Here is a 25729-nt window from a genome sequence, read left to right on the forward strand (position 1 = left end):
TAAAGTACTTCTTATTATGTTTTCCAAAAAGAAAAACACCTCCAAACTCGATCTGGAACAGAGAGAACTTTACGAAAACGCCAGGAAAAGGACCCTCCAAAAAAAGAGACTGTTTCAACATTTTGTAATATTTCTTGTAGGTGCAGTTCTATTAATAATTCTGAATGTTGTTATAGGTTATAAAGAAGAATTTATGCCCCTGGGGTACAACTGGTTCGTATGGGCCATTCTCATCTGGACCTTTTTCTTTTTAATCCACCTGATTAATGTTTTTGTTACAAGCAGCCTGATGGGTAAAGAATGGGAACAACGCCAAATGGAAAAGCTGGTACAAAAACAGAGAGACCGTATAAGGGAAATGGAGCAACAGGTTCAACGAGACCACCCGCTTCCATCTGAAAAAAAATACGATGAGCGGATAAGAATACGGGATGAAAATTCCCAGAATCCGGACAAACCTCTTAATCACTAATTATGCTCACCATCATTGCAGCTGCAGGAGAAAATAATGCCCTTGGAAAAGATAACGGCCTGGTATGGCATTTGCCCGATGATTTTAAACGTTTTAAAAAGCTCACCTCCGGCCATCATATAATCATGGGAAGAAAAACCTTCGATTCTTTTCCGCAGCCCCTGCCAAACCGGACTCATGTTGTTGTCACCCGGAAAGAAAACTGGAATAAAGCAGGCATTGTGGTAGTTCACTCCCTGGAAAGGGCGGTAGAACTCACAGCTGAAGATCCGCAGCCTTTTATTATTGGGGGTGGGGAAATTTATAAGCAATCTATGGACGTTGCGAACAGGATTGAACTTACCCGGGTACACGGAACTTTTGAAGCAGATACTTTTTTTCCCGAAATAGATGATAAAAAATGGAAACTGGTAGCTGAAGAATTTCATGAGAAAGATGAGAAGCACCAATACGCCTTCACTTATTTAACTTATGAAAGAGCGTGATGGCTATCCCTGGGTTTTAGACGAGATAGCAGGCAGGAACAACTTTGAGATTCTTAGAGCTTCCACTTTAGCAGGTGGGGATATTAATGAGGTATTTCAAATTACTACAGCAGCGGGAGAAAAATTTGCAGTAAAACTGAATGATCCCGTTAAATATCCCGGAATGTTTCTGGCAGAAAAAACCGGACTTGAAGCATTGCGGGAAACAAAGATCTTTACCGTTCCAAAGGTATTGGCCACAGGAGTGATAGAAAACAAGGCTTACCTCCTACTCCAGTACATAAATAGCACTTCCCCTGTTGAAGATTTCTGGAACGTCTTCGGAAAAAAGCTGGCAGATCTTCATAAGAAAACTAATCACCTCTTCGGATTTGATACTGATAATTATATTGGCAGCCTTCCGCAGAAAAACGGGCACTGCAGTACGGCTTCAGAATTTTACATTAGCCAACGATTAGAACCTCAATTTCGACTGGCTAAGTCAAAAGGTTTTAAGCTGGGTAAGACAACAGCCCTTTTTAATTATTGTTTAGAAGTTATTCCCGATGAACCCCCCTCTCTTATTCACGGAGATCTTTGGAGTGGGAACTACCTCGCAGATTCCGAAGGGCAACCCGGCCTCATAGATCCTGCGGTTTCCTATGCACCCCGGGAATTAGACCTGGCTATGATGAAGCTCTTTGGAGGTTTTAGTCCGGCTGCTTTTGAGAGCTATAATTTTCATTTTCCGCTGCAAAAGGATTGGGAAAAGCGAATACCATTGTGGCAGCTATACTACCTACTTGTCCATCTTAATATTTTTGGCGCAGGCTACCTCGCCAGAGTAACTTCCATAATTGACCGATACAGCTAATTTTACACATATTAACACTAACTAATTATCTTTTAGCAATTTATTAGCGGTAAACTTTTTAGCAGCTTGGTACATTGTAAAAAAACAAAAAAGTTATGAGTACCGAAAATTTAGCCAGCAGAGATGCCCTTAAAAAAATGACAGATCTAGTGGATGACATAAAATTTGCCATGTTGCTTACTGCTCTCGATACCCAGCCTATAAGTGCAATCCCTATGACCACTAAAAAGGTCGATGAGGCAGGAAACATTTGGTTCCTAAGTGGTCTTAACAGTGAACATAATGCGAATATTGTTAGAAGTTCCAATGTGCAGTTGCTGTATAGTGATCCATCTGATATGGAATTTATAAGTATCTACGGAGAAGCCAGTGTGGTAACAGATAAAAGTATTCTAGAGGAACTTTATAATAAAAAGGATGATGCCTGGTTTACAGGAGTTGATGATCCAAATCTCACAGCTTTAAAAATCACACCTAAAGAAGCTTACTACTGGGACACAAAAGAAAATAAATATATCAGCCTTTTTAAAATGGGTATATCTGCTATAACTGGCGATAATAAAGATGTAGGTGAAAAAGGAAAATTGAAGTTTTAAAATGGGATTTTTTGCAATCCCAGGACCTTATAGCGCCCTCCCGTTATAAGGTCTTTTTTTTATTACTATTTTTGTGATACTAAAATAAAACTATGAATGCATACATATTTCCCGGGCAGGGAGCACAATTTTCAGGAATGGGACTTGATCTTTACGAGAAGTACCCCGAAGCCCAAAAACTCTTTGAGCGGGCGAATGATATTTTAGATTTTCATATAACAGATATAATGTTTGAAGGATCTGCCGAGGATCTCAAACAAACCAAAGTTACCCAACTTAGCCGTATTTCTTCATTCGGTAATATTGAGCAAAGTGCTTGGCAACTCCTTTAAACCCGATATGGTAGCCGGACATTCTTTAGGAGAAATTTCTGCTTTGGTTGCTAATAATACGCTTTCTTTTGAATCCGGCTTAAGGCTGGTTTACCAGCGGGCCTTGGCCATGCAGGAAGCTTGTGAACTGGAGCCCTCTACAATGGCGGCAGTTCTGGGACTGGAAGATTCCACTGTAGAATCTATCTGCGCCAAGGTCGATGGTGTGGTGGTAGCTGCCAATTATAATTGTCCCGGGCAGTTGGTAATTTCGGGTAGTGTGGCTGCTGTAGATAAAGCTTGTGAACTGCTTAAGGAAAATGGCGCCAAGCGGGCAATGGTTTTACTAGGTAGGAGGAGCTTTTCATTCTCCTTTAATGGAACCTGCCCGGAAAAAACTCGCTGAGGCTATTGAGGCAACCGAATTTAAAAGACCTATTTGTCCTGTTTACCAGAACGTCACGACCTTTGCTGTGACAGATCCTGAGGAAATTCAAAAAAAACCTTGTCTTTCAATTGACGGCACCTGTAAAATGGACTCAGTCTGTTCAAAATATGATAGCTGATGGCGCTACCCATTTTACTGAAGTTGGACCCGGAAAAGTTTTACAGGGACTGGTTAAAAAAATTGACAGAAGTGCAGAAGTAACTTCAGCTGAAATATAAAGAACTCTCTATAAAAGCAAGAAAATCCTGATCACGTGGTCAGGATTTTTTGTTTTACACTATCTCAGCCAAGCTTTACTTGCTCTTATACACTTCAGCCTCTTTCATAACAAATACAACTTCCTCCCGGGTTTTCAATGTTTTTAGTAGGAACTTCTTAGCAATTAATTATTTATGAATTTAATGACACTGCTGGTTATGAACTCTATTTGATCATCCTCCAGTTCGGTATGCATGGGCAGGGAAATCACTTCTTTTACCAGTAGATTTGTAACCGGAAAATCAGCTTCGTTATATCGGGAATCCTGATAAGCTTTTTGACTATGAAGTGGAATTGGATAATAAACTCCACATGGAATTCCTTTTTCATTTAAATGCTTCACCAGGGCGTCCCGCTTTCCATTGGTAATCTTTAGGGTATATTGATGATAAACGTGAGTATCACATTCTCCTTCTCTATATGGAATTACAATATTTTCCTGTCCCTCGAATGCCTGATCGTATTTTCTCGCTGCTTCCTTCCTGGCTTCGTTATATAGATCCAGCTTTGGCAACTTTGCTCTTAATACTGCTGCCTGCATACTATCCAGGCGCGAATTAACTCCAACCACATCGTGGTGATAGCGTTCATACATTCCATGATTTACAATTCCTCTTAGAGTATGAGCCAATTTATCGTCATTAGTAAAAATAGCACCGCCATCTCCAAAGCAACCTAAATTTTTGGATGGAAAGAATGATGTGGAAGCAACGTGGCCAATTGTACCTGTTTTATAGGTTTTCGCTTCGCGGGAATGAAAATTAGCTCCAATTGCCTGCGCATTGTCTTCTATAACATAAAGATCGTGCTCTTTGGCAATTTCCATAATTGAATCCATATTTGCAGTTTGCCCGAAAAGGTGAACTGGTACGATCGCTTTAGTTTTAGGAGTGATTGCTTTTCTTATTGCTTCGGGATCTATGTTAAAAGTATCAGGTTCCACATCTACTAAAACAGGAGTAAGTTGCAAAAGAGCTATTACTTCTACAGTTGCTGCAAAAGTGAAATCGGCAGTTATTACCTCATCACCCGGTTTAAGATCGAGCCCCATCATTGCAATTTGAAGAGCATCTGTACCGTTGGCGCAAGGAATTACGTGTTTCACATCGAGATATTCCTCCAGTTCCTTTTGGAATTTTTGAACTTCTGGCCCATTAATAAAGGCAGAAGTCTGCATGATCTCTTCCAGAGAGGTATTGATTTGATCTTTTATATGCTCATATTGACCCTGCAGGTCAACCATTTGTAATTTTTTCATGAAGTTTTTATTGTAGTACCACGAAAATACAAAATATCGGCCCCATCTCATGCGTATTTTATGGAAAGAGGTATTTTAGCGGTATAAAATAAGGTTTGGAAACATTATACAATATATCATCCTATTTAATTAAAAATATCCTCCCGGTCACGGGTCTATTTAGTGATAAGATGAAAAAATTTATTGATGGACGAAAAGAAACATTTTCGATACTTCAACAAAAAATTGACCCTCTTGATAAAGTAGTGTGGTTCCATGTTGCATCCCTGGGGGAATATGAACAGGGGCTACCAATAATTGAAACGGTAAAAGAATTATTCCCATCGCATAAGATTGTCATTAGCTTTTTTTCACCCTCAGGATATGAAAATAAAAAGAACTCGACTTTTGCCGATGCCGTCGTGTATCTTCCCCTGGACACACCTTCTAATGCTGCAAAGTTTTTAAATTTTGTACATCCTGATCTTGCCCTGTTTATAAAATATGACTTTTGGCCCAATTACCTAAAAGAACTGCAGAACCGGAATATTCCTTCTCTTCTAATTTCCGGGGGGTTCAGAAAAGATCAGCTTTTCTTTAAATCCTATGGAGACTGGATGAGGAAACCCCTTAAAACTTTCGAGTATTTTTTTGTTCAGAACGAACAATCTTTAGAGCTATTGAAATCAATAGGAATTGAAAATGTCACAGTAAGTGGGGATACAAGATTTGACCGCGTCTCACGGCAGTTAAAACAGAACAACAAGCTGGCTTTTATTGAAGAATTCCTGAATAATAAGGAATGTATAGTAGCGGGAAGTACCTGGCCTGAAGATGATATCCTGATGCAGAATTTCATAAACGAAGCTCCTTCTACAGTAAAATTTATAGTCGCACCTCACGAGATAAAGCCTGAGAAGATAAGAAAGCTGAAAAATAGTTTCTCTAAAAGGGCCATTCTTTTTACAGAAAAGGAAGATGCGCAGCTAAGTGACTATGAAATATTGATCCTTGACACCATTGGCCTGTTAACAAAGGTTTACAGTTATGCCGATATTGCTTATGTGGGAGGGGCCGCAGGTAAAACGGGTCTTCACAACATTTTGGAGCCAGCAACTTTTGGTGTCCCGATAGTAACAGGAAGCAATATTGAAAATTTCCCGGAAGCGATACAGCTACAGAAGATAGCTAAGCCTTTATACTGTTCAGAATTCCCGGGAATTTGATACCATCTTCTCAAAACTACTTAAAGACGGTGATTTTAGAAGGAAAACCGGAATAATTAGCGGGCATTTTATAAATAAGAATACAGGAGCAACTGAAGTTGTCCGACAGTACTTAATAGAAAATCACGTTAAATTTTCTTAATTTTTCACTTAATTTTTAAAAATTTGTACAATTTATCCTAAAGTCCTCCCAAAATTAATTTAGGAATTCATTATTGTAGTAATTTCGATCTATAGAAATCATAAAATCATGATTATGAAACGATTCATTTTAATGACATCACTAATCTTCTTTTCCTCTATGACTTTGTTTTCCTGTAGGGAAAGTGAGAAAGAGACTGTGGTGCGTGAAGTAGAAGTTGAAAAAGTTGAAGAAAAGGTTGAACCTCAAGAAACCGAAGAGAAAAAAGGAATTCTCGAAAGGACCGGGGAAAGAGTGGACAACGAAGTTAATGAAGAAATAGACGAAGAAATAGATAGAATTGGAGATGACACTTAATCTTCAAGAAGTTTTAATTTTTAATTTTTGTTAAGTCAAAAAGTTTAACCGCTAAAAACAAAAGATCATGAAAAAATCCCTTTTAATACTGGTAGCAGCTTTTACATTTAGTGCTTTCTTTACCTCTTGTAGAGAAAATGAAACCAGAACAGAAGAAGTTGAAGTTACTGATGATTTTGATAATACTGAAGAGGAAATAGAAGACGCTGCAGAAGATGTTGGTAACTCTATTGAAGAAGGAGCCAATGAAGTTGAGCAGGAACTTGAAGGAAACGACGATTTATAATCGTATATTAATACCGCCGGAAGGCAGAATTCTACAAATAACCACTAAATACTAAAATTATGAAGAAACTAGTTTTATTCCTCGCTCTTACTTTTACAACCAGCATGGTCTTTACTTCATGTAGAGACGATCGCTCTGGAGTTGAAAGAGCTGCAGATGATGCTTAGGTGACGCTATTGAAGAAGCTTAGTGACGAACTGGATTAACAATCCAACTCAACTAAAACTTAAAAGATCCATTCCTAACCAGTCTGGATCTTTTTTAATGTTTTAAGGTTTTGAACTCACTCTTCAATTCCTCCATAGATTGCTGAAGTTGCCTTAGCAAACCATTTTCTGAAGTAGCATCAACACTGAATGTAAGTTTGCTGTTTACCTGCCATATTTCCTGAATATCACTCACAAGAATTTCCACAGGCGGGTATTCTTCATTTATAGAAACCAACAGCATTTTATAAGGATCTTCAAGCCTCTGAATCTTTTTTACCAGAACCGAATCATAAAGAACCACAACATAAATTTTATTATTATTTACTTCAGAAACACTTGGAACAGCTTTCCCCAGGACCCATTCTCCCGGACTAAGATTGGGCAACATACTATCTCCCTCAACCTGGAAACCGCGGTAAGTGGCATTTCTATATTCCGGAAGTGGAATATCAAATGCAGGTAATTGCTGGTACCATTCCACATCCTGAACATTGTGAGGATAACCCGCAGCAGCTTTTTGGTTTACGAGAATTATATTCTCTTCCTCCCCACTGTTTACAGTAACCACTTTAGGACTAACATCCCCTTTATTAACGGGTAAATATTTTTGGCTGCTGTCTCCAAACAGCCACAGAGGATTCACTCCAAATTGCCTCAAAAGTTCTGCCACCACTTTTCCCGAAAGTTTAGTGCGGCCTCTTTCAATATCTGCCGTAGAGTTTTTAATGCCTAAGACTTCAGCAAATTCTGCCTGGGTGAAATTGTGATCGTCACGAATTTCTTTAAATCGCTTTACTTCTAGTGTTACATCTGTTCCCATAAACAAATATAATTAATTATGGAATATATCCACCGTAAAATATGGAATTTTTCCATTGTAAAGTGCCGCCTCGTTTGTTTTACTGAAAACAAATAATAGGAAAATTCAAGAGTAATCAGCTGATTAATAAATATTTATCTAACTAAATCTATTTATAATTTGAAAAAATGTCAAAATCCCCAAAAATTAAGTGTAAGTTTTGTAACCTTTTACCTACTCTTTACGTACAATAGGTACAAGAGCTATTCATAATAAAAAATCCAAGGAGAAGATAGATGAGACAACTTAAAATTACGAAGCAGGTAACTAACCGTGAAACTGCCTCGCTGGATAAGTATTTGCAAGAAATTGGTAAAGTTGATTTAATTACCGCCGATGAAGAGGTGGAATTGGCACAACGAATAAAAGCGGGTGATGACCGTGCTTTGGAAAAATTGACCAAAGCTAATTTACGTTTTGTGGTTTCGGTTGCAAAACAATATCAAAACCAGGGTTTAACCCTTCCCGATTTAATTAATGAAGGAAATTTAGGACTTATTAAAGCCGCAAAACGTTTTGACGAAACTCGTGGTTTTAAATTTATTTCTTACGCTGTATGGTGGATTCGCCAGTCTATTTTACAGGCATTGGCCGAACAATCCCGTATTGTACGTTTACCTCTAAACAAAATTGGTTCTATTAACAAGATCAACAAAACTTTTGCTTTTCTTGAACAATCTCACGAGCGCCCGCCAAGTGCAGAAGAAATTGCAAAGGAATTGGATATGACAATAAATGATGTTAAGGAATCTATGAAAAATTCCGGGCGTCACGTATCTATGGATGCTCCCCTGGTAGAAGGTGAAGATTCAAACCTTTATGATGTATTAAGGAGTGGGGAATCTCCCAATCCTGATAGGGAATTATTACACGAATCTCTTAGGACCGAAATTGAAAGAGCTCTTGAAACATTAACTCCAAGAGAAGCAGATGTTATTAGGTTATATTTTGGCCTTGGTGATCAACATCCTATGACTTTGGAAGAAATTGGCGAGACTTTTGATCTAACCAGGGAGAGAGTTCGTCAAATAAAAGAAAAAGCAATTAGAAGATTGAAACATACCTCCAGAAGTAAGATCCTTAAAACTTACTTAGGATAATATTTAAGATGACAACAGTTTAGTGCCGGAGTGATGACTTAGTGCAGAAATAACTGTTCGTTTTTTGATTGATGAATGACCCCGGAGTGATGACCGGGGTTTTTTCATGGCATATTTTTAGAATTTGTTTGCTTTAGATGCTTCTAAATACCTGTTCCTTATCCTATATCTTAGGGTTTTTAGCTTTTTATACGCACGCTCTATAAATTTGTGTTAATCTGTCCCCTACTCTCCGGGATTGATCCTATTTCTGCTTAAATTCATACGAAGTACCCTGAGTGAAAAGAAAAAGAAAAATATATGGATCAACAGAAAAGAATTTTAGTCGCAGGAGCATCCGGAGCACTGGGAATGGAGATTGTGAAATTACTGAAAAAGCAGGAGGTGCCTGTAAGAGTATTAACCCGATCAAATGAAGGAGTTTCCAAACTTGCTCCCTATACAAAAGATGTCTGGAAAGGTGATGCTTCCGAAGAAAGTCCTGAGCTCACAGGAATTACAAAAGATGTTCATACAGTAGTCTCTTCCCTTGGGAAAAGTGTAAGCCTCTTTTCTCCTAACGATTCATCTTTTTTTGAAAGTGATTACATCGCCAACAAGAGTATTTTAGATGACGCCGTAAAGAACAAGGTGAAGCGTTTTATATATGTTTCTATTAAAGGGGCCGATGTGGAAGAGGATTACAGCATTGCAAAGGCTCATAAAATGTTCGAAAACGAATTAAAAGCATCAGGATTGGATTATACAATTATTCGACCTGTAGGATTTTTTTCGGGTTTAAATGACCTTGCTATCATGGCAAAAAGAAAAGTGATCCCTGTCATAGGAGATGGACAGGCAAAAACAAATAGTATTCACCATCAGGATTTAGCTGAAGTTGTAGTATCCTATATCGAAAGCGGACCACAAATGATTGAAGTTGGAGGGCCTCTGGTTCATACCCGATTGGAAATGGCTGAAATGATTAAAGAGAAAATTGGCGGACAGATAATTAAAGTTCCAAAAACAATTGCCCAGATGGGTGCCGATATTCCGAAAATATTTAGTGAAGGGACTCACGATAAACTGGACTACTTTACCTATATCACCACAAACGATATGATAGGAGAGAAAAACGGATCAGTCACTTTCGAAGAATACTTAAGGACTCTTGATTTAAAACGATTGCCATAATGCCGGAAACATACGATGCAATTATTACAGGAAGCGGATCAAACGGACTGGCAGCAGCCATATATTTACAGCAAAAGGGAATAAATACAGCAATTTTTGAACAGGCTTCAACTCCCGGAGGATCTACAAGAACTCAGGAATTGAGCCTGCCAGGTTTTAAACACGACGTAGGCTCGGCCATTCTTCCTATGGGATATGCCTCGCCTTTTTTAAGAACCTTGCCTTTAACAGATTTTGGACTGGAATGGATCTTTCCTGAAATACCCTATTCTCACCCCTTTGATGATGGCACTGCCATTGCTTGTTACAGGGATATTAAGGAAACTGCTGCACAATTGGGAGAAGATGGGAAAGCCTATGAGGATTTGTTTACACCAATTGTGACGAACTGGAATAAACTGGAAGAAAATTTACTTGGACCGCTCGGCTTTCCCGATCATCCCCTGGAGTTTATGAAATTTGGCTTAAAAGCTATTCCTTCTGCCCGGTTGTTGGCAGATCATTATTTCAAAAATGAAAAATCAAAAGTTTTCTTTTATGGATCTGCTGCTCACAGCACTTTACCCCTTACAAATATAGCATCAGCCTCATTTGGCCTGGTATTAACAACCATGGCTCATCGTTACGGCTGGCCCTTTCCTAAAGGAGGAGCTCAAAGTTTTACAAATGCCTTACTGGCGTATTACCGTTCCCTGGGAGGAGAAGTGTTCTTAAATAAGAATATTACGCATCTGGAACAATTACCCAAAGCCAAGGCTTACCTCTTTGATGTTACCCCAAAGCAGCTTCTCAAAATTGAAGGTTTTAATTTTACAGATCTCTACAGGACGAGGATGAAAAATTTCAATTATGGTGCAGGTGTCTTTAAAATGGACTGGGCGCTAAGTGATCCAATTCCTTTTACCAATGAAAAGTGCCGAAGATCGGGAACAGTCCATATCGGGTTTTCAAAAGAAGAAATAGAAGAATCAGAAAAAACCATTCATCAAAAAAATATGACTGATACACCTTATGTATTAGTTGCTCAACATAGTAATTTTGATGATAGCCGCGCTCCTGAAGGAAAATATACTGCCTGGGCATATTGTCACGTCCCCAACGGAAGTATAAAAGATTATTCTGCCATTATAGAAAATCAAATTGAACGCGCGGCGCCAGGATTTAAAGAAACTATCCTGGCAAGGTCCACAATGAATTCGGTAGAATTACAGCAATGGAATCCTAATATAGTAGGAGGAGATATTAATGGAGGGAGACAGGACATTACCCAACTCTTCACAAGACCCATTGTCAAAATATCCCCCTACTCCACACCCGATCCACGAGTTTATATTTGTTCATCCTCTACTCCTCCCGGGGGGCGGTGTCCATGGGATGTGTGGGTTTAATGCAGCCAAAAAAGTAGTTTCTGATCATTTTTAAAACTAACTCAATACCTTTTTTAATGAGATACACAATATGCTATGTAAGTACTGCCATAGAGAATTTAGAGCAGGAAAAATTAGAACAACTTCTCCAAAAGTGGAAAGAAAAGAATAATGATGAAGGATTTAAAGGAATATTGTTATATTCTGAAGGAAATTTTTTTCAGGTACTGGAGGGAGAAAAACGACAGCTTCTGGAGCTTTTTGAGAACATAAGGAAAGACAAAAGACATCACTCGGTTATTCAAATCCTGGGAAAAGAAATAGACCAAACTGGATACGACGGGTATGATGCTGATTTTGTTACTGAAAAAAATAAATACAGCCGGGAAGCTATGGAAAGGTATTACAAACCTTTAGATGGGATGGATGTCCAAACCAAGGAAGTGGCAAAAAGGATGCTGGACGTTTTTATAGAAACCTCCAAATAAGTTTTCTTATTTTTGCAGCATTCAAAAAATAAATAATGAAGCCAAAACTTATTGCCCCATCTGTTCTTGCTGCAGATTTTGCTAATTTGCAAAGAGATATTGAAATGATTAACTCCAGTGAAGCAGACTGGTTTCATATTGATATCATGGATGGAGTTTTTGTTCCCAATATTTCCTTTGGGATGCCCGTACTCCAGGCAATACAGAAACACGCAAAAAAAACTATCGATGTTCATTTAATGATTGTGGAGCCGGATAGGTATATTAAAGAGTTTGCAGCATTGGGTGCCAATAATCTTACTGTTCACTATGAAGCCAGCACACACCTGCATAGAACTTTGCAGGCGATTAAGGCAGAAGGAATGAAAGCGGGAGTAGCCATTAATCCACATACACGTGTAAATCTTCTAGAGGACGTTATAAAAGATATTGATCTGGTATGTATTATGAGTGTCAATCCCGGGTTTGGAGGACAAAGCTTTATAGAAAATACTTACTCAAAAATTCAACGATTAAAGGAAATTATAGTTAATAATAATGCCACTACTCTCATTGAAATTGATGGCGGCGTGACTAGCGAGAATGCCGCGCAGCTGGTAAAAGCTTATGCCGATGTACTGGTAGCCGGGAGCTTTGTGTTTAAAGCAGAGGACCAGCCAGGAACGATAAAAGAATTGAAAGAACTTGCAAACAAATAAAGAGCAATACGATTTAATCATCATTGGAGGTGGGCCTATAGGAATTGCCTGTGGCCTTGAAGCTGAAAAAAAGGGATTGTCTTATCTCGTTTTAGAAAAGGGGTGCCTGGTAAATTCCCTGTACCACTACCCTACAAATATGACCTTCTTTTCAACTTCAGAAAAGCTGGAACTGGATAATATTCCCTTTATCAGCAATAATCCGAAGCCAAGAAAAGCGGAAGCATTAGAATATTATCGGAGAATAGCTACTTCCAATAATGTGAAAATCAATTTATTTGAGAAAGTCCTTTCAGTAGAGACTTCAAAAGAAAATCAACACACAGTTATTACTACGAAAGAAAGGTATTCCACCCTTAAAATTATTGTAGCTACTGGTTTTTATGACATTCCTAATTACCTGAATATCCCGGGAGAAGAGCTTCCCAAGGTTGCACATTATTACAATGATCCTCATTATTATGCTACTCAAAAAACTGTGGTTGTTGGAGCAAGCAATTCAGCTGTAGACGCTGCTTTGGAAATCTACAGGAAAGGGGGAGAAGTTACGATGATAGTAAGAAAACCGGAAATTGGGGAGAGGGTAAAATATTGGGTGAGACCAGATATAATTAACAGAATTGAAGAAGGAAGTATTAAAGCTTATTTTGGAGCCAGACTGGCTGAAATCAAAGAAGAGGAAGTAATAATAGAAACTGAAAATGGTACCGATATCCTCCCGAATGATTTCGTCCTGCTCCTAACAGGTTATAGACCTAACTTTCAATTTTTGAAAGATATAGGGATTCATCTTTCCAATGATGCAAGAAAAATTCCTCAATACAATGAAAATACCATGGAAACCAATGTGCCGGGAATCTATTTAGCCGGAGTAATTTGTGGCGGAATGGAAACCCACAAATGGTTTATTGAAAATTCCAGGGTACACGCAAAAATGATCCTGGATGATATTGCCGGAAAAAAGTAATGGCACTTCAGGTAAAACTAAAGTGCCATTTCCCTTCGGGGGTGAATGCGTTTAAATCTTACATTAAAATTACATCTGCATCTCTTGAGGATCTGTTTCGGTTTAATAACTAAGCCATAAAAATGAAGATCGTTTAAATCATTTTTAAAAGAATCTCTTATCCAGGTCTTAGAATTTAAAGAATACTTGTAAACTTTAATTTTTGGGTAAAGAGCGTCTGGTGAATTATCTTCCACTCCTATTTCAATCGTTTTCGTCTCTTTATCATAACACACGAATTTCGCCAGGAAATTGTGCTTTATCAAATCAACAAATCCTTCAGGAAGTTCCTCGCATCGCTTGCATTCCTTAAGAAAATCATCTGCCAGTTGATCAATGGCAGCTTTAATTTCAGTTTGTTTATAGTAGGTTGTCATATCAAATAATTTTTATAAAAGTAAATTTAGGGCATCATTAAGCACTTCAATTTTTTTTATAGGTTGTTTAACTCAATAGCTTAACAATTTCCAAAATTTCCTGCTCTTTCTGCTGTCCTTAACCTCTTCTTAAAGTTTCCATAAATGTTGATCTAATTCATTTATACCGCAGCTACTTCAGGAGGAAAAAAAATAACTATATTCATAGCTCCCAATTGGCAGGTACTCTAAAATGCGGTATGTCGATCAAAGTGGTAAACAAATTATAAGAATAATTCAGTATAAAATGCAGTCAAAAATTTTAGCCTGGTCTATTACGGCCGCCCTCGCAGGATTTCTTTTTGGTTTTGACACAGTTGTAATTTCGGGAGCAGATAAAGCTCTACAAACTTTATGGGGTACTTCAGATGCCTTTCACGGTTCCGTAGTCATGGCAATGGCACTGTGGGGAACGGTGATAGGGGCCATTTTTGGAGGATTTCCTACCAACAAATTTGGAAGAAAAAATACACTAATAATTATAGGTGTTTTATATATAGTGTCTGCTGTAGGCTCGGCCCTTGCCAATGATCCTGTCTCGTTTGCAGTATTTAGGTTTGTGGGAGGATTGGGGGTAGGAGCATCTACCATCGCCGCACCCACTTATGTTTCAGAAATTGCCCCGCAAAAATATAGGGGTAGACTGGTTTCTTTGTACCAATTTAATATAGTCCTGGGAATTCTGATTGCTTTCCTATCAAACTATCTTCTGCGGAATACAGGGGAAGAGCCCTGGAGATGGATGTTGGGAGTTGAAGCTATTCCCGCAATCATTTACACCCTGTTCATTTTCATGGTGCCGCGTAGCCCCAGATGGCTTATTTCCAAATCCTGGAATGCCGAAGCTGAAAAAGTTCTTAGGAAAATTCATCCTTCCGCCGATATAGAAGCGAAAATGCTTGAAATAGGCAAACAGTCGGAAACCAATTTTTCCGGAGAACATATTTTCATGAAAAAATACTGGTTCCCGCTCATACTGGCTTTCCTGGTGGCATTTTTCAATCAACTTTCAGGAATAAATGCTTTTCTCTATTATGCCCCCCGCATTTTTGAAGAGGCGGGACTGGGTGAGAGTACCGCTTTGCTTAGTAGCATTGGTATTGGAGTTGTAAACCTGCTGTTCACAATCCTGGGAGTTTTCCTCATTGATAAATTGGGTCGAAAACAACTAATGTTTATAGGCTCAATAGGATATATTATCTCCTTATCCCTGGTGGCAGCCTCATTTTTTCTGAACTGGAGAGGACTTACTGTTCCAATTTTCCTGTTTCTTTTTATCGCAGCGCACGCCATAGGCCAGGGTGCAGTAATTTGGGTTTTTATTTCTGAAATATTCCCGAATCACCTTCGGGCCTCGGGGCAGGCATTTGGATCTTCCACACATTGGTTATTAGCGGCAATCATTCCTTCTCTCATTCCATTTCTTTTCTCAACAGTGGGAGCGGCATCAGTCTTTGCTTTTTTTGCTTTTATGATGGTCCTGCAACTGCTGTTTGTAATTTTCATGATGCCGGAGACCAAAGGAAAATCACTTGAGGAATTAAGTGAAGAACTTTCACCCTCCCAAAGCCGGGAGGCAGCCTCTCATTTATAACAAGGGAAAACTCTCGAAAATAATAACTCTTAGGGTAAGATTGTATACAATTGAGGTAAGGATACAACATAAAGGAAAGCAGATACCTTCTAACTTTGAATACAAATTAAAAAACTTATATATGAAAAAAGGATTTTTAATAGATATGGATGGAGTGATCTATGGAAATGACACCCTCATTCCCGGAGCCGATAAATTCATTGAACAGCTTCAAAAGAAAAAAATACCTTTTCTCTTTATGACCAACAACAGCCAGCGTACTCCTCTCGATACGGTGAATAAGGTGGCAAAAATGCGCATAAAGATCTCAGAAAAAAATGTCTATACCAGTGCAATGGCTACTGCTTCGTTTCTATCTTTTATGGAGCCAAAAGGTTCAGCTTACGTTTTGGGTGAGGGCGGATTAATAACCAGTTTGTCACAGGAGGGATATATCCTTGTCAACAATAATCCCGATTTCGTGGTTGTTGGAGAAGGCAGAAATTTCACCCTGGAAATGGTAAACAATGCTGTAGATATGATCTTATCGGGCTCCAAATTAATTGCAACTAACCTGGATCCAAGTCCAAAGAAATCCGGGTGGACCAATTTGGGAATTAAAGCAGTAGTAGCGATGATAGAAGAGGCCACCTAGAAGAAAGCTTTTTCAGTTGGGAAACCCAGTCCTGTTATGATGCGATCTGCAAGAAAGTATTTGGGACTTGAAGCCAAGGAAACCATCATTATTGGCGATACTATGGATACCGATATTTTAGGAGGAATTCAATTAGGTTACACCACAATTCTCACCCTCTCAGGAGTTTCTAAAAAGGAAAACCTGAATGATTATGCTTTTAAACCTGATATGATTGTAAATTCTGTGGCAGATATTGATCTGGAAAAAGTCTTATCTTTTCAGTCAGCTTAGTATTGCTGAAGATCTTTAACCTAAGAATTGAAAACTATTAAATGGAGATAAAGGCTGTATGCTTTGGGGAAGTACTATGGGATATTTTTCCAGATGAAGAACGAATTGGAGGTGCCCCGTTAAATGTTGCTTCCCGGCTAAGCTCCTGGGGGATCAATGCTGAAATGATCAGCAGCATAGGAAATGATAAGAAAGGAGAAGAAATTCTTGCTTATCTGAAGGGTCAGAAAGTTTTCGTTCAAAATATAACGACGGATCCGGAATATCCTACAGGTAAGGTTCAAGTTACCCTGAGTAAGAGTGGATCGGCAACTTACGAAATTGCGTATCCTTCGGCCTGGGATAAAATTAAACTCACTGATGGAATGCTAAAATCAGTTGAACACGCCAATGCTTTTATCTTTGGAAGTCTTGTTTGTCGTGATGAAGTCAGCCGTGATACCTTATATACACTTCTGGATTCTGCTACTTATAAAGTTTTAGACATAAACCTTCGGCCACCGCACTATGAGCTTGATGTTCTAAATAATTTAATGCAAAAAGCAGATTTTATTAAGTTTAACGATGAGGAATTATTTGAAATAGCCGAAAAGCTTGGCTCCCCATATAATTCCATGGAACAAAATCTTGAATTTATTTCTGAAAAAACAAATACACCTTCCATTTGTATAACAAAAGGCAGCCACGGTGCAGTATTATTAACTGAAGGAACACTGTACTACAACAGCGGTTATAAGGTGAAGGTAAAAGATACGGTTGGCGCCGGAGATTCTTTTCTTGCAACTTTAGTAGCCAAATTATTACAAAAAGAAAACCCTCAAAAAGCTATTGATACCGCCTGTGCTGTGGGAGCACTTGTTGCCAGCCATAAAGGTGCAAACCCGAATTTAACGGAGGAACAGATCAAAAGTTTTATGTTTCCGCTGGAGGGTTCTTAGGTTTAAAGTTCCAAAATTCAACTTTTTTGCGAAAGTAAAGCTTGTTATAACCACGAGCTTAATACCATATTTGGAATTTGGTGCTTGTTATTTGGTATTTGATTCCAGGTCCTTGGGTATTTAAGAACTGGTATAAAAAAGAACAGAGAACTTTTTGTCCTCTGTTCTTTTTCTAATTTACTCCACTAAAGGAACTTCAGAAGAGCTTTGGCAGCTTCTTTTGAAGAAGCGGGATTTTGTCCCGTGATCAATTTTCCATCAATGCGCACGTAAGAACTCCAGTCCTCACCTTTGCTATAGTTCGCTCCCAATTGATTCATTTTATCCTCTACCAGGAACGGCACTACCTCTGTCAGCCCCACAGCTTCTTCTTCGGAATTTGCAAATCCTGTAACGTCCTTCCCTCTTACGAGAGGCTCGTTGTTAGATTTCGTGTTTGCAAGAACACCCGGTGCGTGACATACGAAAGCCATTGGTTTCATATTCCTATAAAAATCCTGAATAAGATCTATGGACTTGAGATCCACGGCAAGGTCCCAAAGTGGCCCGTGCCCTCCCGGATAAAAAACTCCGTCATAATCGGAAGCCTCTATTTCTTCGAGCCTTCTGGTGTTAGCAAGTTTTTGTTTTAGCTCCTCGTCGGAATCAAAGCGTTTAGTCGCTTCTGTTTGTGCATCATCTTTTTCACTTGAAGGGTCTATAGGTGGCTGTCCTCCTTTGGGAGATGCGAGAGTAACCTCCACACCTGCATCTGCAAGCACATAATAGGGAGCAGCAAATTCTTCTACCCAGAATCCGGTTTTTTTACCTGTGTCACCAAGCTCATCGTGAGAGGTTAACACCATTAATACTTTCATAACAATTTTTTAGATTATATAATGACCGGAGAGCTCCGGCTTTTGTCAAAAATAAAATTACTGCCATAGGACTTTGGAAGCAAAGTTTTAATAAAAGTTTGGGTGCAAAGCCTTAGACTTTCCTAAAAAAGAAAAGCCCCGGTTCCCCGGAGCTTTAATTATTATCTGATAATATCAGTATCAGATGTTACTCAACGATGATCTGTTTGTCGTAAGAGTTACCACGATCTGTAGTAAGTTTCAGGATATAAACCCCGCTCATCAAATTCTTACGTTGGAAACCGACTTCCTTTACCTCATGAGCTCTTACGCTACCGGAGAACAATCTGTCTACTTCTCTACCGTTAAAGTCAAATACCCTTAGTACCACAGCAGCATCTTCAATAAGGCTGAATCTTACTCTTGCCTCCTCCCTCACTGGATTTGGAGCAACTGCCATACTTTCAAGTATTTCGACTATTGGTTCTTCACTTGCAGTTACAGAAACTTTCTCTACAACTTCAGCGGTTTTGTTGTTTGCTTTTGGTTTGTGGATGACGATTGAGCCGCTAGCAAGGACTGTTGCGTCATTGGAATTTTCATCAGAAATCCACTGGTTATCGTAAAGAACTACTGAAGAATTGGATTTCCAGATTTTAATCCTGAGCTTATCTATTCCACCACCTCCGGAAATATCACCGTCAATAGCTATTAATAGGAATTTATGAGTACCCGCTCCATTTACAGTTCCAATTCCACGATAGGTTGCTTTTGCACCTGAAATCACAAGGGACATATCATCGTGGGACAAGCTCTTCAAGTGAAGATCTCCTGCCTGGAACTGGAAGTTTGTATTTCCATCCACCTCCGTCATATTATTCTTCCCGGTTTTATACTTCGCATTAAATCCGAAGTTAGCCTTTCCTTCTGCAGCTACCTGAGTACCTTGCATATTACCCGGTAAAGAGTAAATCCAACCACCTCCGGTCACAAACCCACCATTTGGATCGTAAACTGGTAAGTATGCACCAGAACTTGAACATCCACCTCCTGCAACTGCAGTCACTTTGTACACATCGGAAGGCAGATTAGGAACTGTTACAGTAGCTATTCCATTAGTTGCTGTTATAGCGGTATAAGACTGTGCAAATGTTCCTACATTAGTAGTGTTATATTCTGATAAAGTGAATGTTACACTTACTCCTGCTACTGCTTAGTGTTACCTGCGCTGAAAGCGTTGCTGTTGTTCCAAGTTGAACGGGGTTACTGCTTGCACTGGCATCGATGGTTACTCCCTGAATAGTTAATTTTGCCGGAATATAAATAAGTAAATAGTTGCTGCTTAAATTAACGGTACCCTGCGTAATTTCATATTCACCAGCAAGTACTCCTGCTTCTTTTGATAATTCTCCAGAAAATGTATCACTATATACTAAGTTTCCACTTGTTATTTGGAAAGTTAGTATGGGATCCTTCTGACCACAGAAAATACTTTTTGCATCAGCAGTGATCTCAACAGAACGTAGTCCGATAGAAAGATCTGCTGGTACATAGGTCAAAGAATAGTTGCTGTTCAAAGTAACAGTTCCCTGCTGGATCTGGTAACTATCAACATCTTCTCCGGTCACTCTTGTTAACTCACCAGTGAAAGCATCGCTGTAAGCTAAACTTCCTTCTGTGATCTGGTAAGTAAATGCAGGATCAGCATCTCCATAAGTTTTGTTCTTTGCTTCAGCAGTGATCTCAACAGAACGTAGTCCGATGGTAAGATCTGCTGGTACATAGGTCAAAGTATAGTTGCTGTTCAAAGCAACAGTTCCCTGCTGGATCTCATAGTCACCAACAGCGTCTCCGGACTCCCTGGTCAAATCACCAGTGAAAGCATCGCTGTAAGCTAAACTTCCTTCGGTGATCTGGTAGGTAAGTGCTGGATCAGCATCTCCATAAGTTTTGTTCTTTGCATCAGCAGTGATCTCAACAGAACGTAGTCCGATGGTAAGGTCTGCTGGTACATAGGTCAAAGTATAGTTACTGTTCAACGCAACAGTCCCCTGCTGGATCTCATAGTCACCAACAACGTCTCCTGACTCCCTGGTCAAATCACCAGTGAAAGCATCGCTGTAAGCTAAACTTCCTTCGGTGATCTGGTAAGTTAGTGCTGGATCAGCATCTCCGTAAGTTTTGTTCTTTGCATCAGCAGTGATCTCAACAGAACGTAGTCCGATGGTAAGATCTGCTGGCACATAGGTCAAAGTATAGTTACTGTTCAACGCAACAGTCCCCTGCTGGATCTCATAGTCACCAACAGCGTCTCCGGACTCCCTGGTCAAATCACCAGTGAAAACATCGCTGTAAGCTAAACTTCCATCGGTGATCTTGTAAGTAAGTGCTGGATCAGCATCTCCGTAAGTCTTGCTCTTTGCATCAGCAGTGATCTCAACAGAACGCAGTCCGATAGAAAGATCTGCTGGTACATAGGTCAAAGTATAGTTACTGTTCAACGCAACAGTCCCCTGCTGGATCTCATAGTCACCAACAGCGTCTCCGGACTCCCTGGTCAAATCACCAGTGAAAACATCGCTGTAAGCTAAACTTCCTTCTGTAATCTGATAAGTAAGTGCAGGATCATCCTCTCCGTATGTTTTGCTCATTGCATCAGCTGTGATGGTGATTGCTCTTTCAGCAATAGAAAGAGCAGCAGCGGTGTTAGTAATCTCATAGTTAGCAAGAACAGCAGCAGGACTTAAAACTGCGGTAATTGCGTATGGACCTCCAGCAACAGTCTCTCCAGCTACACGACTGTAAGCAGCAGTAACTCCATCAGCAGAAAGGAAACCTGAAAGAGTTCCGGTGAAAGCCGGATCAGCAGAACCGTATTCTTTAATCTTATTAGCAACAACTACCGAAGCTTCTTTCTTAGTAATGCTTAGTGCTCCAGGAGTGTTAGTGATCTCGTAATTTCCAAGTACAGTAGCAGGAGTTAAAGTTGCACTGATTGCGTATGGACCTCCAGCAACAGTCTCTCCATCTACACGACTGTAAGCAGCAGTAACTCCATCAGCAGAAAGGAAACCTGAAAGAGTTCCGGTGAAAGCCGGATCAGCAGAACCATATTCTTTAGTCTGAGCATCTACAACTACGGAAGTAGCTTTCTTATTAACCGTTAAAATTGCAGCACTACTTGTAGTAGTCTTTACAGGATCACAAGCAGATAAAACTACACGATATCTGTAATTACTCATAGCAACTGTAGGCTTCGTAATAGATAAAGTAGTGGAAGTAACACCGCTATAACCTGAAAATGTTTCAATACTTACATCGGTATAATTCACGCCTCCGTTTTTACTTACCTGCCATTTATAGGAATCAACTGTTCCAGAAGCTTCAACTGTAAAAGAGGCATCTTGTCCATAAGTTATAGTTTGATTTGCTGGCTGTTTTGAGGAAGAAATTGAAGGAGCGGTACACGCTAATTCATAATATCCAATAACTCCAAATTTAGGCCCATTTTTTCCCCCACTACCTGTATCTTCTATTTCACCACTATGGTTGGAAGAAATAAAAATATAATTTACACCTTGCAATGTTGTAACCGTTAGAGGATATGTGTATGAAAAGGATTGGTTATTAACGGAAACCGTTGCCGAATGATTTGGAGTAGTAAAGGATGTAGTACCAATTGTTCCACCTAAGCCTGGGTATGTTCCCAATCCACTGAAATTTGAACACCCTCTGGCAAACCACTTGCGGTAAAAACTATTTCACCATCAGTAAAATAAGCCAATCCTTGATATTTTGATTGAACTCCATCCACAATAACAGTAAAAGCCACCCCAAGGTGACGCTCTTCAATCGGGTATTCTATTCTCCAGTTACCATTCGCATCGACAGGAGTACCATGATAGCCGTGATGGTGATCGTGTGCGGGTTCTTCCTCCAGGTGGATGTCGACAGTAGAATCCAGCGTCCATCCTGTACTATGTGATAATAGCTATTTCTCCCGGTGCATAATCAGCTTTGTCTGATGTTACTGTAGGAGTAGGCAACCCAGCATAAGCCTCCATATTGGAACTTGTAATCGTGGTCGTTTCAGTCTGCCCCCACCCCGTCGAGACGAAGAAAAAGCAGCCAATAAAAAAGAGGGTGAATTTTAGAAAATCCCCTCTAAGTAGGTGTAAAGATTCAGCCATACATTAAAAATTAAATAGTTGATATATAGATATTAAAAACGAGCATGCACATTGAACTTATTTGGTGGGGAAGCAGCATAATAGTGTAAAAACAATCTGAGATCTTTGGAGAAGATCGCCAGAATTAGGGGAGGATTTTACAATATCTTTGGATTACTGCAAAGAAGCGAATTAACATTATTTTATTCTTGTTTTTAGAAAACTTTAAGGTTTTTCGAGCAATTGAATTATAATTTCGACAAAGGGCACAAAACATTATAAATCAACAGGAAAGAAGAAGTAATTCCGTAGGAAAGAAGTCAGAATTTTTAAGAATTTGCTGTTTCTGGGACGTACATCTTGAGAATCTAACTGTTCATCCTTTCTTCTTCTCCTGTAACAATTCATCTTCTTGTAAATTCCAATAAATCTAACTGTTAGGAATAAAAAAGGAGAGATAGAGAAGGGATAATTCTTTAAATGTTTTCGGCAAACCTGAAAGAAATCCTAAAGTAATAAACTTCCTTGCCAACCTCCCAGGGAAGATATATCTTATCTACTATCTCTGGAAAGGAAAATGCCCTTTATGAGAACAGTCAAAAATGTAACTATGGAAAATTTAAGCAAAAAAATATATAAGAAAGATTTTGTGAACGCCTTCCCAGGAGATGAAAGCGGAGATCTTTCTCCACGGCAAACTCCGGGAATGATGTACAGCAAAGCTGTACCTACTCCTGTTTCAGAACCTAAACTTTTAGCGTGGACTGAAGATCTTGCTGAGGAATTGAACATTGCCAGTCCTACCCGGGAGGATATAGAAATCCTGGCGGGAAATCGGGTTACAGATACCATGCATCCATATGCCGCCTGCTATGCCGGGCATCAGTTTGGAAATTGGGCTTACTAACTGGGTGACGGTCGTGCGATCACTTTGGGTGAATGGGAATTGAATGGAAAAAAATGGGAGTTACAACTTAAAGGTGCCGGACCTACAGCTTATTCGAGGCGCGCCGATGGTCGGGCGGTATTGCGATCTTCGGTTAGAGAATATCTTATGAGCGAAGCAATGCACCATCTAGGGATTCCAACGACGAGAGTATTAAGTTTGGTTTCCACCGGAGATCAAATCCTGCGCGATATGTTCTACAATGGCAATGCAGCCTATGAACCCGGAGCTATTGTGATGCGGGTTTCGGAAAGTTTTATAAGATTCGGGAATTTTGAAATGCTTGCAGCCCGAAGAGAGATCCAAAGTCTCAAAAAGCTGGTAAATTGGGTGATCGACAGGTATTATCCGCACATCACAGGAGAAAACAAAATCATTACCTGGTACAAAGAGGTGATAGAGAAAACTGCGAAACTTATGGTGGAATGGCAGCGGGTAGGATTTGTCCACGGAGTGATGAATACTGACAATATGTCCATCCTGGGACAGACTATAGATTATGGCCCGTTCTCCTTTCTGGATGATTACGATCCCAATTTTACTCCCAACACCACCGATCTTCCCGGTCGCCGATATGCCTTTGGAAATCAACCCTCAGTTGGGTACTGGAACCTCGGGAAACTTGGCAGCGGATTAATACCGCTTTTCGAAGAGCAGGATGAGCTCGAGGAGGCACTAAAGACGTATGAAGAAGTTTTCTGGAAACAGTATTATATGATGATGGCCAATAAATTAGGTTTTGATGAAGTAACACAGGAAGACCGGACTCTGGTGGCAGAGTTTGAAAAAGTATTGGGAACGGTGAAGCCGGATATGACAATATTTTATCAGTTACTTACTCAGCTTCCGCAGAAAATAAACGGCAAAGAACAGATTTTGGATCACTTTGCTAAAAGTTTTTACGAGCATCCAAAAGATAGGGAAGAAAACATGTTTACAGATTTGATCCTTCAGTATCAGGAAAGGCTAAAGAAGAATTCTATTTCCGCAGAAGAATCGGAGGGAAAAATGCAGAAAACGAATCCTCACTTTATTCTTCGGAATTATTTATTACACCAGGCAATTGAGGAATTGGAAAATGGAGAAAATATTTTGTTCGAAAAATTAAGAGTAGCTCTAAAAGATCCCTATTCGGGTAAAGATGACGAATTCTTTAAAAAGCGGCCGGAATGGGCAACACAAAAAGCTTATTGTTCCATGCTTTCCTGTAGCTCATAATTCTGGTTAGTGACTTAGCTAAAAAACTCGGGTAACAGATTAGTCCATACCAGTTTTAATTATTCGCAAAAACCCATAATTTCCAGCAATATACTTAACCAATTGCCCTCTTAACTTCTTTAAATCAAACCTAGATCAGCAGTGTATTAAAGTAGAAATAAACCCGGTAAATATGATGAATATCATATAATTTAAAAGAGATATTTTCCATCTTTGAATAGAAGTATTCAACCCTCTAACTCAAAATTTTCACGAGATGAGCACACATAATTCACATCATTGGCAGAACTCCCATCCCTGGGAAAATGTAAAGAGTTCTGTAGAAGAAAACACCTGGAGTGACTATTTACTGGTTTTTGTATTTATTTTATTTCTGATCTTCCTTGGTGTAATAGCTGGATAATTGTTCTGTTACGATAGTAGAAGATATCCCCCTCAGCTGTTCAGTTTTTTCTGCTAATATATTTTCGTACCATGTAAATTTTTTGACGTCTATATTCTCAATCCTTTGAGACATCCTGTTTTTATCAATTAATTTGCGTATATTGAATTGTAACACAAGGCATTAATCAACTAAAAGTTTCCATATGAAGACGAAAATAATTACTCTATTGGGGATGGGATTTCTACTTCTGAGTTTTCAGCAGAATGTAAATGCCCAAATTTTACAGACTAAAAGTGAAATCCTGAAAGATTATGGCGAACCTTTTTCTGAGGGTGTTACAAAAAGTGGTGAAAACTATCTTTTTTATAAAATACCTGTCACTACAAAGAACAGTGGCACCTATGAGCAGCGAAGGGTTATTTTCCTTAAAAAAGGAGATGACGGTACAGAAACCTGTTACTTATGGGAAGATTATTGAGCCTTCTTCAGAAACCATCTACAATGTTTCTGCTTTTTCCCGGGACCTGGTAGAAATTGGGGAATTCCAATGGAAAGACTATGGAAAAGGCATTATCTATGAAGTAAAAGAGGTAAAAGGAGTTTGTAAAATTACCGCCTGGTATGACAATTCTGTAGATCTCGTAAAAGCTTATAAACTATAAGAATCGGTCAGGCAGAATACATTTAGCATTTACTATTGCTGAAATTTTTGTTCAGCGTTCAGAAATTTTTTCCCTTTCGTTCTTTAT

Annotated in this window: 27 protein-coding genes and 2 pseudogenes; 22 read left to right on the forward strand and 7 right to left on the reverse strand. The window is 39.2% G+C overall.

Annotated features, from left to right (window positions below):
- Window positions 1–16: 16 nt before the first annotated feature.
- The 5 genes and pseudogenes from LZ575_RS10695 (at window position 17) to fabD (ending at window position 3383) form a co-directional block, all read left to right on the forward strand.
- Window positions 17–472, forward strand: a complete 456-nt coding sequence (locus LZ575_RS10695; protein ID WP_235330587.1) for a 2TM domain-containing protein — start codon at window positions 17–19, stop codon at window positions 470–472.
- A 2-nt stretch (window positions 473–474) separates the two neighbouring features.
- Window positions 475–957: a dihydrofolate reductase gene (locus LZ575_RS10700; protein WP_235330588.1), complete on the forward strand. Its 483-nt coding sequence runs from the start codon at window positions 475–477 to the stop codon at window positions 955–957.
- Window positions 944–1810, forward strand: coding sequence for a fructosamine kinase family protein (locus LZ575_RS10705; protein WP_235330589.1), 867 nt, complete (start codon window positions 944–946; stop codon window positions 1808–1810). Before LZ575_RS10700 ends, LZ575_RS10705 begins: the two co-directional genes overlap by 14 nt.
- A gap of 95 nt (window positions 1811–1905) precedes the next feature.
- A complete protein-coding gene (locus LZ575_RS10710) occupies window positions 1906–2406 on the forward strand; it encodes a pyridoxamine 5'-phosphate oxidase family protein (RefSeq protein WP_235330590.1) in 501 nt (166 codons plus the stop codon).
- A gap of 92 nt (window positions 2407–2498) precedes the next feature.
- Window positions 2499–3383 (forward strand): annotated as a pseudogene (gene fabD, locus LZ575_RS10715) (ACP S-malonyltransferase).
- 164 nt (window positions 3384–3547) lie between these two features.
- On the opposite strand, the gene LZ575_RS10725 reads toward fabD, so the two are convergent.
- Complete coding sequence (locus LZ575_RS10725) at window positions 3548–4681, reverse strand: DegT/DnrJ/EryC1/StrS aminotransferase family protein (RefSeq protein ID WP_235330592.1); 1134 nt, start codon at window positions 4679–4681, stop codon at window positions 3548–3550.
- Between the two features lie 170 nt (window positions 4682–4851).
- On the opposite strand from LZ575_RS10725, the gene LZ575_RS10730 reads away from it, so the two are divergent.
- The 3 genes from LZ575_RS10730 to LZ575_RS10740 all read left to right on the forward strand — a co-directional run bounded on the left by LZ575_RS10730 (window position 4852) and on the right by LZ575_RS10740 (window position 6671).
- Entirely contained in the window at window positions 4852–5886 is a 1035-nt protein-coding gene (locus LZ575_RS10730) for a glycosyltransferase N-terminal domain-containing protein (RefSeq protein WP_311196078.1), read from the forward strand.
- 256 nt (window positions 5887–6142) lie between these two features.
- Window positions 6143–6385: a hypothetical protein gene (locus tag LZ575_RS10735; RefSeq protein ID WP_235330593.1), complete on the forward strand. Its 243-nt coding sequence runs from the start codon at window positions 6143–6145 to the stop codon at window positions 6383–6385.
- 67 nt (window positions 6386–6452) lie between these two features.
- The gene (locus LZ575_RS10740) at window positions 6453–6671 is read left to right on the forward strand and encodes a hypothetical protein (RefSeq protein ID WP_235330594.1); all 219 of its coding nucleotides are present in this window, start codon (window positions 6453–6455) and stop codon (window positions 6669–6671) included.
- Window positions 6672–6932: 261 nt separating this feature from the next.
- Here LZ575_RS10740 and LZ575_RS10745 read toward each other — a convergent pair whose 3' ends face one another.
- Window positions 6933–7700, reverse strand: coding sequence for a LexA family transcriptional regulator (locus LZ575_RS10745; protein WP_235330595.1), 768 nt, complete (start codon window positions 7698–7700; stop codon window positions 6933–6935).
- A gap of 275 nt (window positions 7701–7975) precedes the next feature.
- Here LZ575_RS10745 and LZ575_RS10750 point away from each other — a divergent pair, with 275 nt between their 5' ends.
- The 6 genes from LZ575_RS10750 to LZ575_RS10775 all read left to right on the forward strand — a co-directional run bounded on the left by LZ575_RS10750 (window position 7976) and on the right by LZ575_RS10775 (window position 13532).
- Window positions 7976–8839, forward strand: coding sequence for an RNA polymerase sigma factor RpoD/SigA (locus LZ575_RS10750; protein ID WP_029035204.1), 864 nt, complete (start codon window positions 7976–7978; stop codon window positions 8837–8839).
- A gap of 300 nt (window positions 8840–9139) precedes the next feature.
- Window positions 9140–10012: an SDR family oxidoreductase gene (locus LZ575_RS10755; protein WP_235330596.1), complete on the forward strand. Its 873-nt coding sequence runs from the start codon at window positions 9140–9142 to the stop codon at window positions 10010–10012.
- Window positions 10012–11400: an NAD(P)/FAD-dependent oxidoreductase gene (locus LZ575_RS10760; RefSeq protein ID WP_235330597.1), complete on the forward strand. Its 1389-nt coding sequence runs from the start codon at window positions 10012–10014 to the stop codon at window positions 11398–11400. The genes LZ575_RS10755 and LZ575_RS10760 overlap by 1 nt, the downstream gene beginning before the upstream one ends.
- A gap of 56 nt (window positions 11401–11456) precedes the next feature.
- On the forward strand, window positions 11457–11867 hold the full coding sequence (locus LZ575_RS10765; protein WP_235330598.1) for a BLUF domain-containing protein: 411 nt from the start codon (window positions 11457–11459) through the stop codon (window positions 11865–11867).
- Window positions 11868–11902: 35 nt separating this feature from the next.
- The gene (gene rpe / locus LZ575_RS10770) at window positions 11903–12565 is read left to right on the forward strand and encodes a ribulose-phosphate 3-epimerase (protein ID WP_235330599.1); all 663 of its coding nucleotides are present in this window, start codon (window positions 11903–11905) and stop codon (window positions 12563–12565) included.
- Window positions 12552–13532: a YpdA family putative bacillithiol disulfide reductase gene (locus tag LZ575_RS10775; protein ID WP_235330600.1), complete on the forward strand. Its 981-nt coding sequence runs from the start codon at window positions 12552–12554 to the stop codon at window positions 13530–13532. Before rpe ends, LZ575_RS10775 begins: the two co-directional genes overlap by 14 nt.
- Before the next feature lie 17 nt (window positions 13533–13549).
- Here the strand turns inward: LZ575_RS10775 and LZ575_RS10780 are convergent, their stop codons facing one another.
- A complete protein-coding gene (locus LZ575_RS10780; RefSeq protein ID WP_235330601.1) occupies window positions 13550–13948 on the reverse strand; it encodes a hypothetical protein in 399 nt (132 codons plus the stop codon).
- Between the two features lie 286 nt (window positions 13949–14234).
- On the opposite strand from LZ575_RS10780, the gene LZ575_RS10785 reads away from it, so the two are divergent.
- The 4 genes from LZ575_RS10785 (at window position 14235) to LZ575_RS10800 (ending at window position 17426) form a co-directional block, all read left to right on the forward strand.
- On the forward strand, window positions 14235–15581 hold the full coding sequence (locus tag LZ575_RS10785; protein ID WP_235330716.1) for a sugar porter family MFS transporter: 1347 nt from the start codon (window positions 14235–14237) through the stop codon (window positions 15579–15581).
- Window positions 15582–15702: 121 nt separating this feature from the next.
- Window positions 15703–16215: a hypothetical protein gene (locus tag LZ575_RS10790; protein WP_235330602.1), complete on the forward strand. Its 513-nt coding sequence runs from the start codon at window positions 15703–15705 to the stop codon at window positions 16213–16215.
- Window positions 16216–16251: 36 nt separating this feature from the next.
- The gene (locus tag LZ575_RS10795; RefSeq protein WP_235330603.1) at window positions 16252–16488 is read left to right on the forward strand and encodes an HAD hydrolase-like protein; all 237 of its coding nucleotides are present in this window, start codon (window positions 16252–16254) and stop codon (window positions 16486–16488) included.
- 41 nt (window positions 16489–16529) lie between these two features.
- Window positions 16530–17426 (forward strand): carbohydrate kinase family protein, encoded by an 897-nt coding sequence (locus LZ575_RS10800; protein WP_235330604.1) that lies wholly within the window; start codon window positions 16530–16532, stop codon window positions 17424–17426.
- Window positions 17427–17611: 185 nt separating this feature from the next.
- Here the strand turns inward: LZ575_RS10800 and LZ575_RS10805 are convergent, their stop codons facing one another.
- From LZ575_RS10805 to LZ575_RS10820, 4 genes are all read right to left on the reverse strand, one after another.
- Complete coding sequence (locus LZ575_RS10805; protein WP_235330605.1) at window positions 17612–18283, reverse strand: type 1 glutamine amidotransferase domain-containing protein; 672 nt, start codon at window positions 18281–18283, stop codon at window positions 17612–17614.
- Window positions 18284–18470: 187 nt separating this feature from the next.
- Window positions 18471–19337, reverse strand: a complete 867-nt coding sequence (locus LZ575_RS10810) for a T9SS type A sorting domain-containing protein (protein ID WP_235330606.1) — start codon at window positions 19335–19337, stop codon at window positions 18471–18473.
- Between the two features lie 94 nt (window positions 19338–19431).
- A complete protein-coding gene (locus LZ575_RS10815) occupies window positions 19432–21972 on the reverse strand; it encodes an MBG domain-containing protein (RefSeq protein WP_235330607.1) in 2541 nt (846 codons plus the stop codon).
- Window positions 21973–22239: 267 nt separating this feature from the next.
- Window positions 22240–22452, reverse strand: a complete 213-nt coding sequence (locus LZ575_RS10820) for a hypothetical protein (protein WP_235330608.1) — start codon at window positions 22450–22452, stop codon at window positions 22240–22242.
- A gap of 688 nt (window positions 22453–23140) precedes the next feature.
- On the opposite strand from LZ575_RS10820, the pseudogene LZ575_RS10825 reads away from it, so the two are divergent.
- The 4 genes and pseudogenes from LZ575_RS10825 (at window position 23141) to LZ575_RS10840 (ending at window position 25642) form a co-directional block, all read left to right on the forward strand.
- A pseudogene (locus tag LZ575_RS10825) lies at window positions 23141–24595 on the forward strand (protein adenylyltransferase SelO).
- Window positions 24596–24851: 256 nt separating this feature from the next.
- Window positions 24852–24998, forward strand: a complete 147-nt coding sequence (locus tag LZ575_RS10830) for a hypothetical protein (protein ID WP_235330609.1) — start codon at window positions 24852–24854, stop codon at window positions 24996–24998.
- A 184-nt stretch (window positions 24999–25182) separates the two neighbouring features.
- Window positions 25183–25458 carry a hypothetical protein gene (locus LZ575_RS10835; protein WP_235330610.1) on the forward strand — a complete coding sequence of 92 codons (276 nt, stop codon included), beginning with the start codon at window positions 25183–25185 and terminating at the stop codon, window positions 25456–25458.
- Window positions 25418–25642, forward strand: coding sequence for a hypothetical protein (locus tag LZ575_RS10840; RefSeq protein WP_235330611.1), 225 nt, complete (start codon window positions 25418–25420; stop codon window positions 25640–25642). The genes LZ575_RS10835 and LZ575_RS10840 overlap by 41 nt, the downstream gene beginning before the upstream one ends.
- Window positions 25643–25729: the final 87 nt, after the last annotated feature.

The organism is Antarcticibacterium sp. 1MA-6-2, assembly GCF_021535135.1.
Taxonomy (GTDB): Bacteria; Bacteroidota; Bacteroidia; order Flavobacteriales; family Flavobacteriaceae; genus Gillisia.

Excerpts from the sequence above, each read along its gene's own strand:
- LZ575_RS10780 (WP_235330601.1), bottom strand. The coding sequence starts at position 13,948 with ATGACAACCTACTATAAACAAACTGAAATTAAAGCTGCCATTGATCAA.
- LZ575_RS10795 (WP_235330603.1), top strand. The coding sequence starts at position 16,252 with ATGATGCGATCTGCAAGAAAGTATTTGGGACTTGAAGCCAAGGAAACC.
- LZ575_RS10805 (WP_235330605.1), bottom strand. The coding sequence starts at position 18,283 with ATGAAAGTATTAATGGTGTTAACCTCTCACGATGAGCTTGGTGACACA.
- LZ575_RS10785 (WP_235330716.1), top strand. The coding sequence starts at position 14,235 with ATGCAGTCAAAAATTTTAGCCTGGTCTATTACGGCCGCCCTCGCAGGA.
- LZ575_RS10800 (WP_235330604.1), top strand. The coding sequence starts at position 16,530 with ATGGAGATAAAGGCTGTATGCTTTGGGGAAGTACTATGGGATATTTTT.
- LZ575_RS10710 (WP_235330590.1), top strand. The coding sequence starts at position 1,906 with ATGAGTACCGAAAATTTAGCCAGCAGAGATGCCCTTAAAAAAATGACA.
- LZ575_RS10820 (WP_235330608.1), bottom strand. The coding sequence starts at position 22,452 with ATGGCTGAATCTTTACACCTACTTAGAGGGGATTTTCTAAAATTCACC.
- LZ575_RS10830 (WP_235330609.1), top strand. The coding sequence starts at position 24,852 with ATGAGCACACATAATTCACATCATTGGCAGAACTCCCATCCCTGGGAA.
- LZ575_RS10735 (WP_235330593.1), top strand. The coding sequence starts at position 6,143 with ATGAAACGATTCATTTTAATGACATCACTAATCTTCTTTTCCTCTATG.
- LZ575_RS10705 (WP_235330589.1), top strand. The coding sequence starts at position 944 with ATGAAAGAGCGTGATGGCTATCCCTGGGTTTTAGACGAGATAGCAGGC.
- LZ575_RS10790 (WP_235330602.1), top strand. The coding sequence starts at position 15,703 with ATGAAAAAAGGATTTTTAATAGATATGGATGGAGTGATCTATGGAAAT.
- LZ575_RS10745 (WP_235330595.1), bottom strand. The coding sequence starts at position 7,700 with ATGGGAACAGATGTAACACTAGAAGTAAAGCGATTTAAAGAAATTCGT.
- LZ575_RS10725 (WP_235330592.1), bottom strand. The coding sequence starts at position 4,681 with ATGAAAAAATTACAAATGGTTGACCTGCAGGGTCAATATGAGCATATA.
- LZ575_RS10765 (WP_235330598.1), top strand. The coding sequence starts at position 11,457 with ATGAGATACACAATATGCTATGTAAGTACTGCCATAGAGAATTTAGAG.
- LZ575_RS10835 (WP_235330610.1), top strand. The coding sequence starts at position 25,183 with ATGAAGACGAAAATAATTACTCTATTGGGGATGGGATTTCTACTTCTG.
- LZ575_RS10755 (WP_235330596.1), top strand. The coding sequence starts at position 9,140 with ATGGATCAACAGAAAAGAATTTTAGTCGCAGGAGCATCCGGAGCACTG.
- LZ575_RS10760 (WP_235330597.1), top strand. The coding sequence starts at position 10,012 with ATGCCGGAAACATACGATGCAATTATTACAGGAAGCGGATCAAACGGA.
- LZ575_RS10730 (WP_311196078.1), top strand. The coding sequence starts at position 4,852 with ATGAAAAAATTTATTGATGGACGAAAAGAAACATTTTCGATACTTCAA.
- LZ575_RS10695 (WP_235330587.1), top strand. The coding sequence starts at position 17 with ATGTTTTCCAAAAAGAAAAACACCTCCAAACTCGATCTGGAACAGAGA.
- LZ575_RS10740 (WP_235330594.1), top strand. The coding sequence starts at position 6,453 with ATGAAAAAATCCCTTTTAATACTGGTAGCAGCTTTTACATTTAGTGCT.
- LZ575_RS10840 (WP_235330611.1), top strand. The coding sequence starts at position 25,418 with ATGACGGTACAGAAACCTGTTACTTATGGGAAGATTATTGAGCCTTCT.
- LZ575_RS10750 (WP_029035204.1), top strand. The coding sequence starts at position 7,976 with ATGAGACAACTTAAAATTACGAAGCAGGTAACTAACCGTGAAACTGCC.
- LZ575_RS10700 (WP_235330588.1), top strand. The coding sequence starts at position 475 with ATGCTCACCATCATTGCAGCTGCAGGAGAAAATAATGCCCTTGGAAAA.
- rpe (WP_235330599.1), top strand. The coding sequence starts at position 11,903 with ATGAAGCCAAAACTTATTGCCCCATCTGTTCTTGCTGCAGATTTTGCT.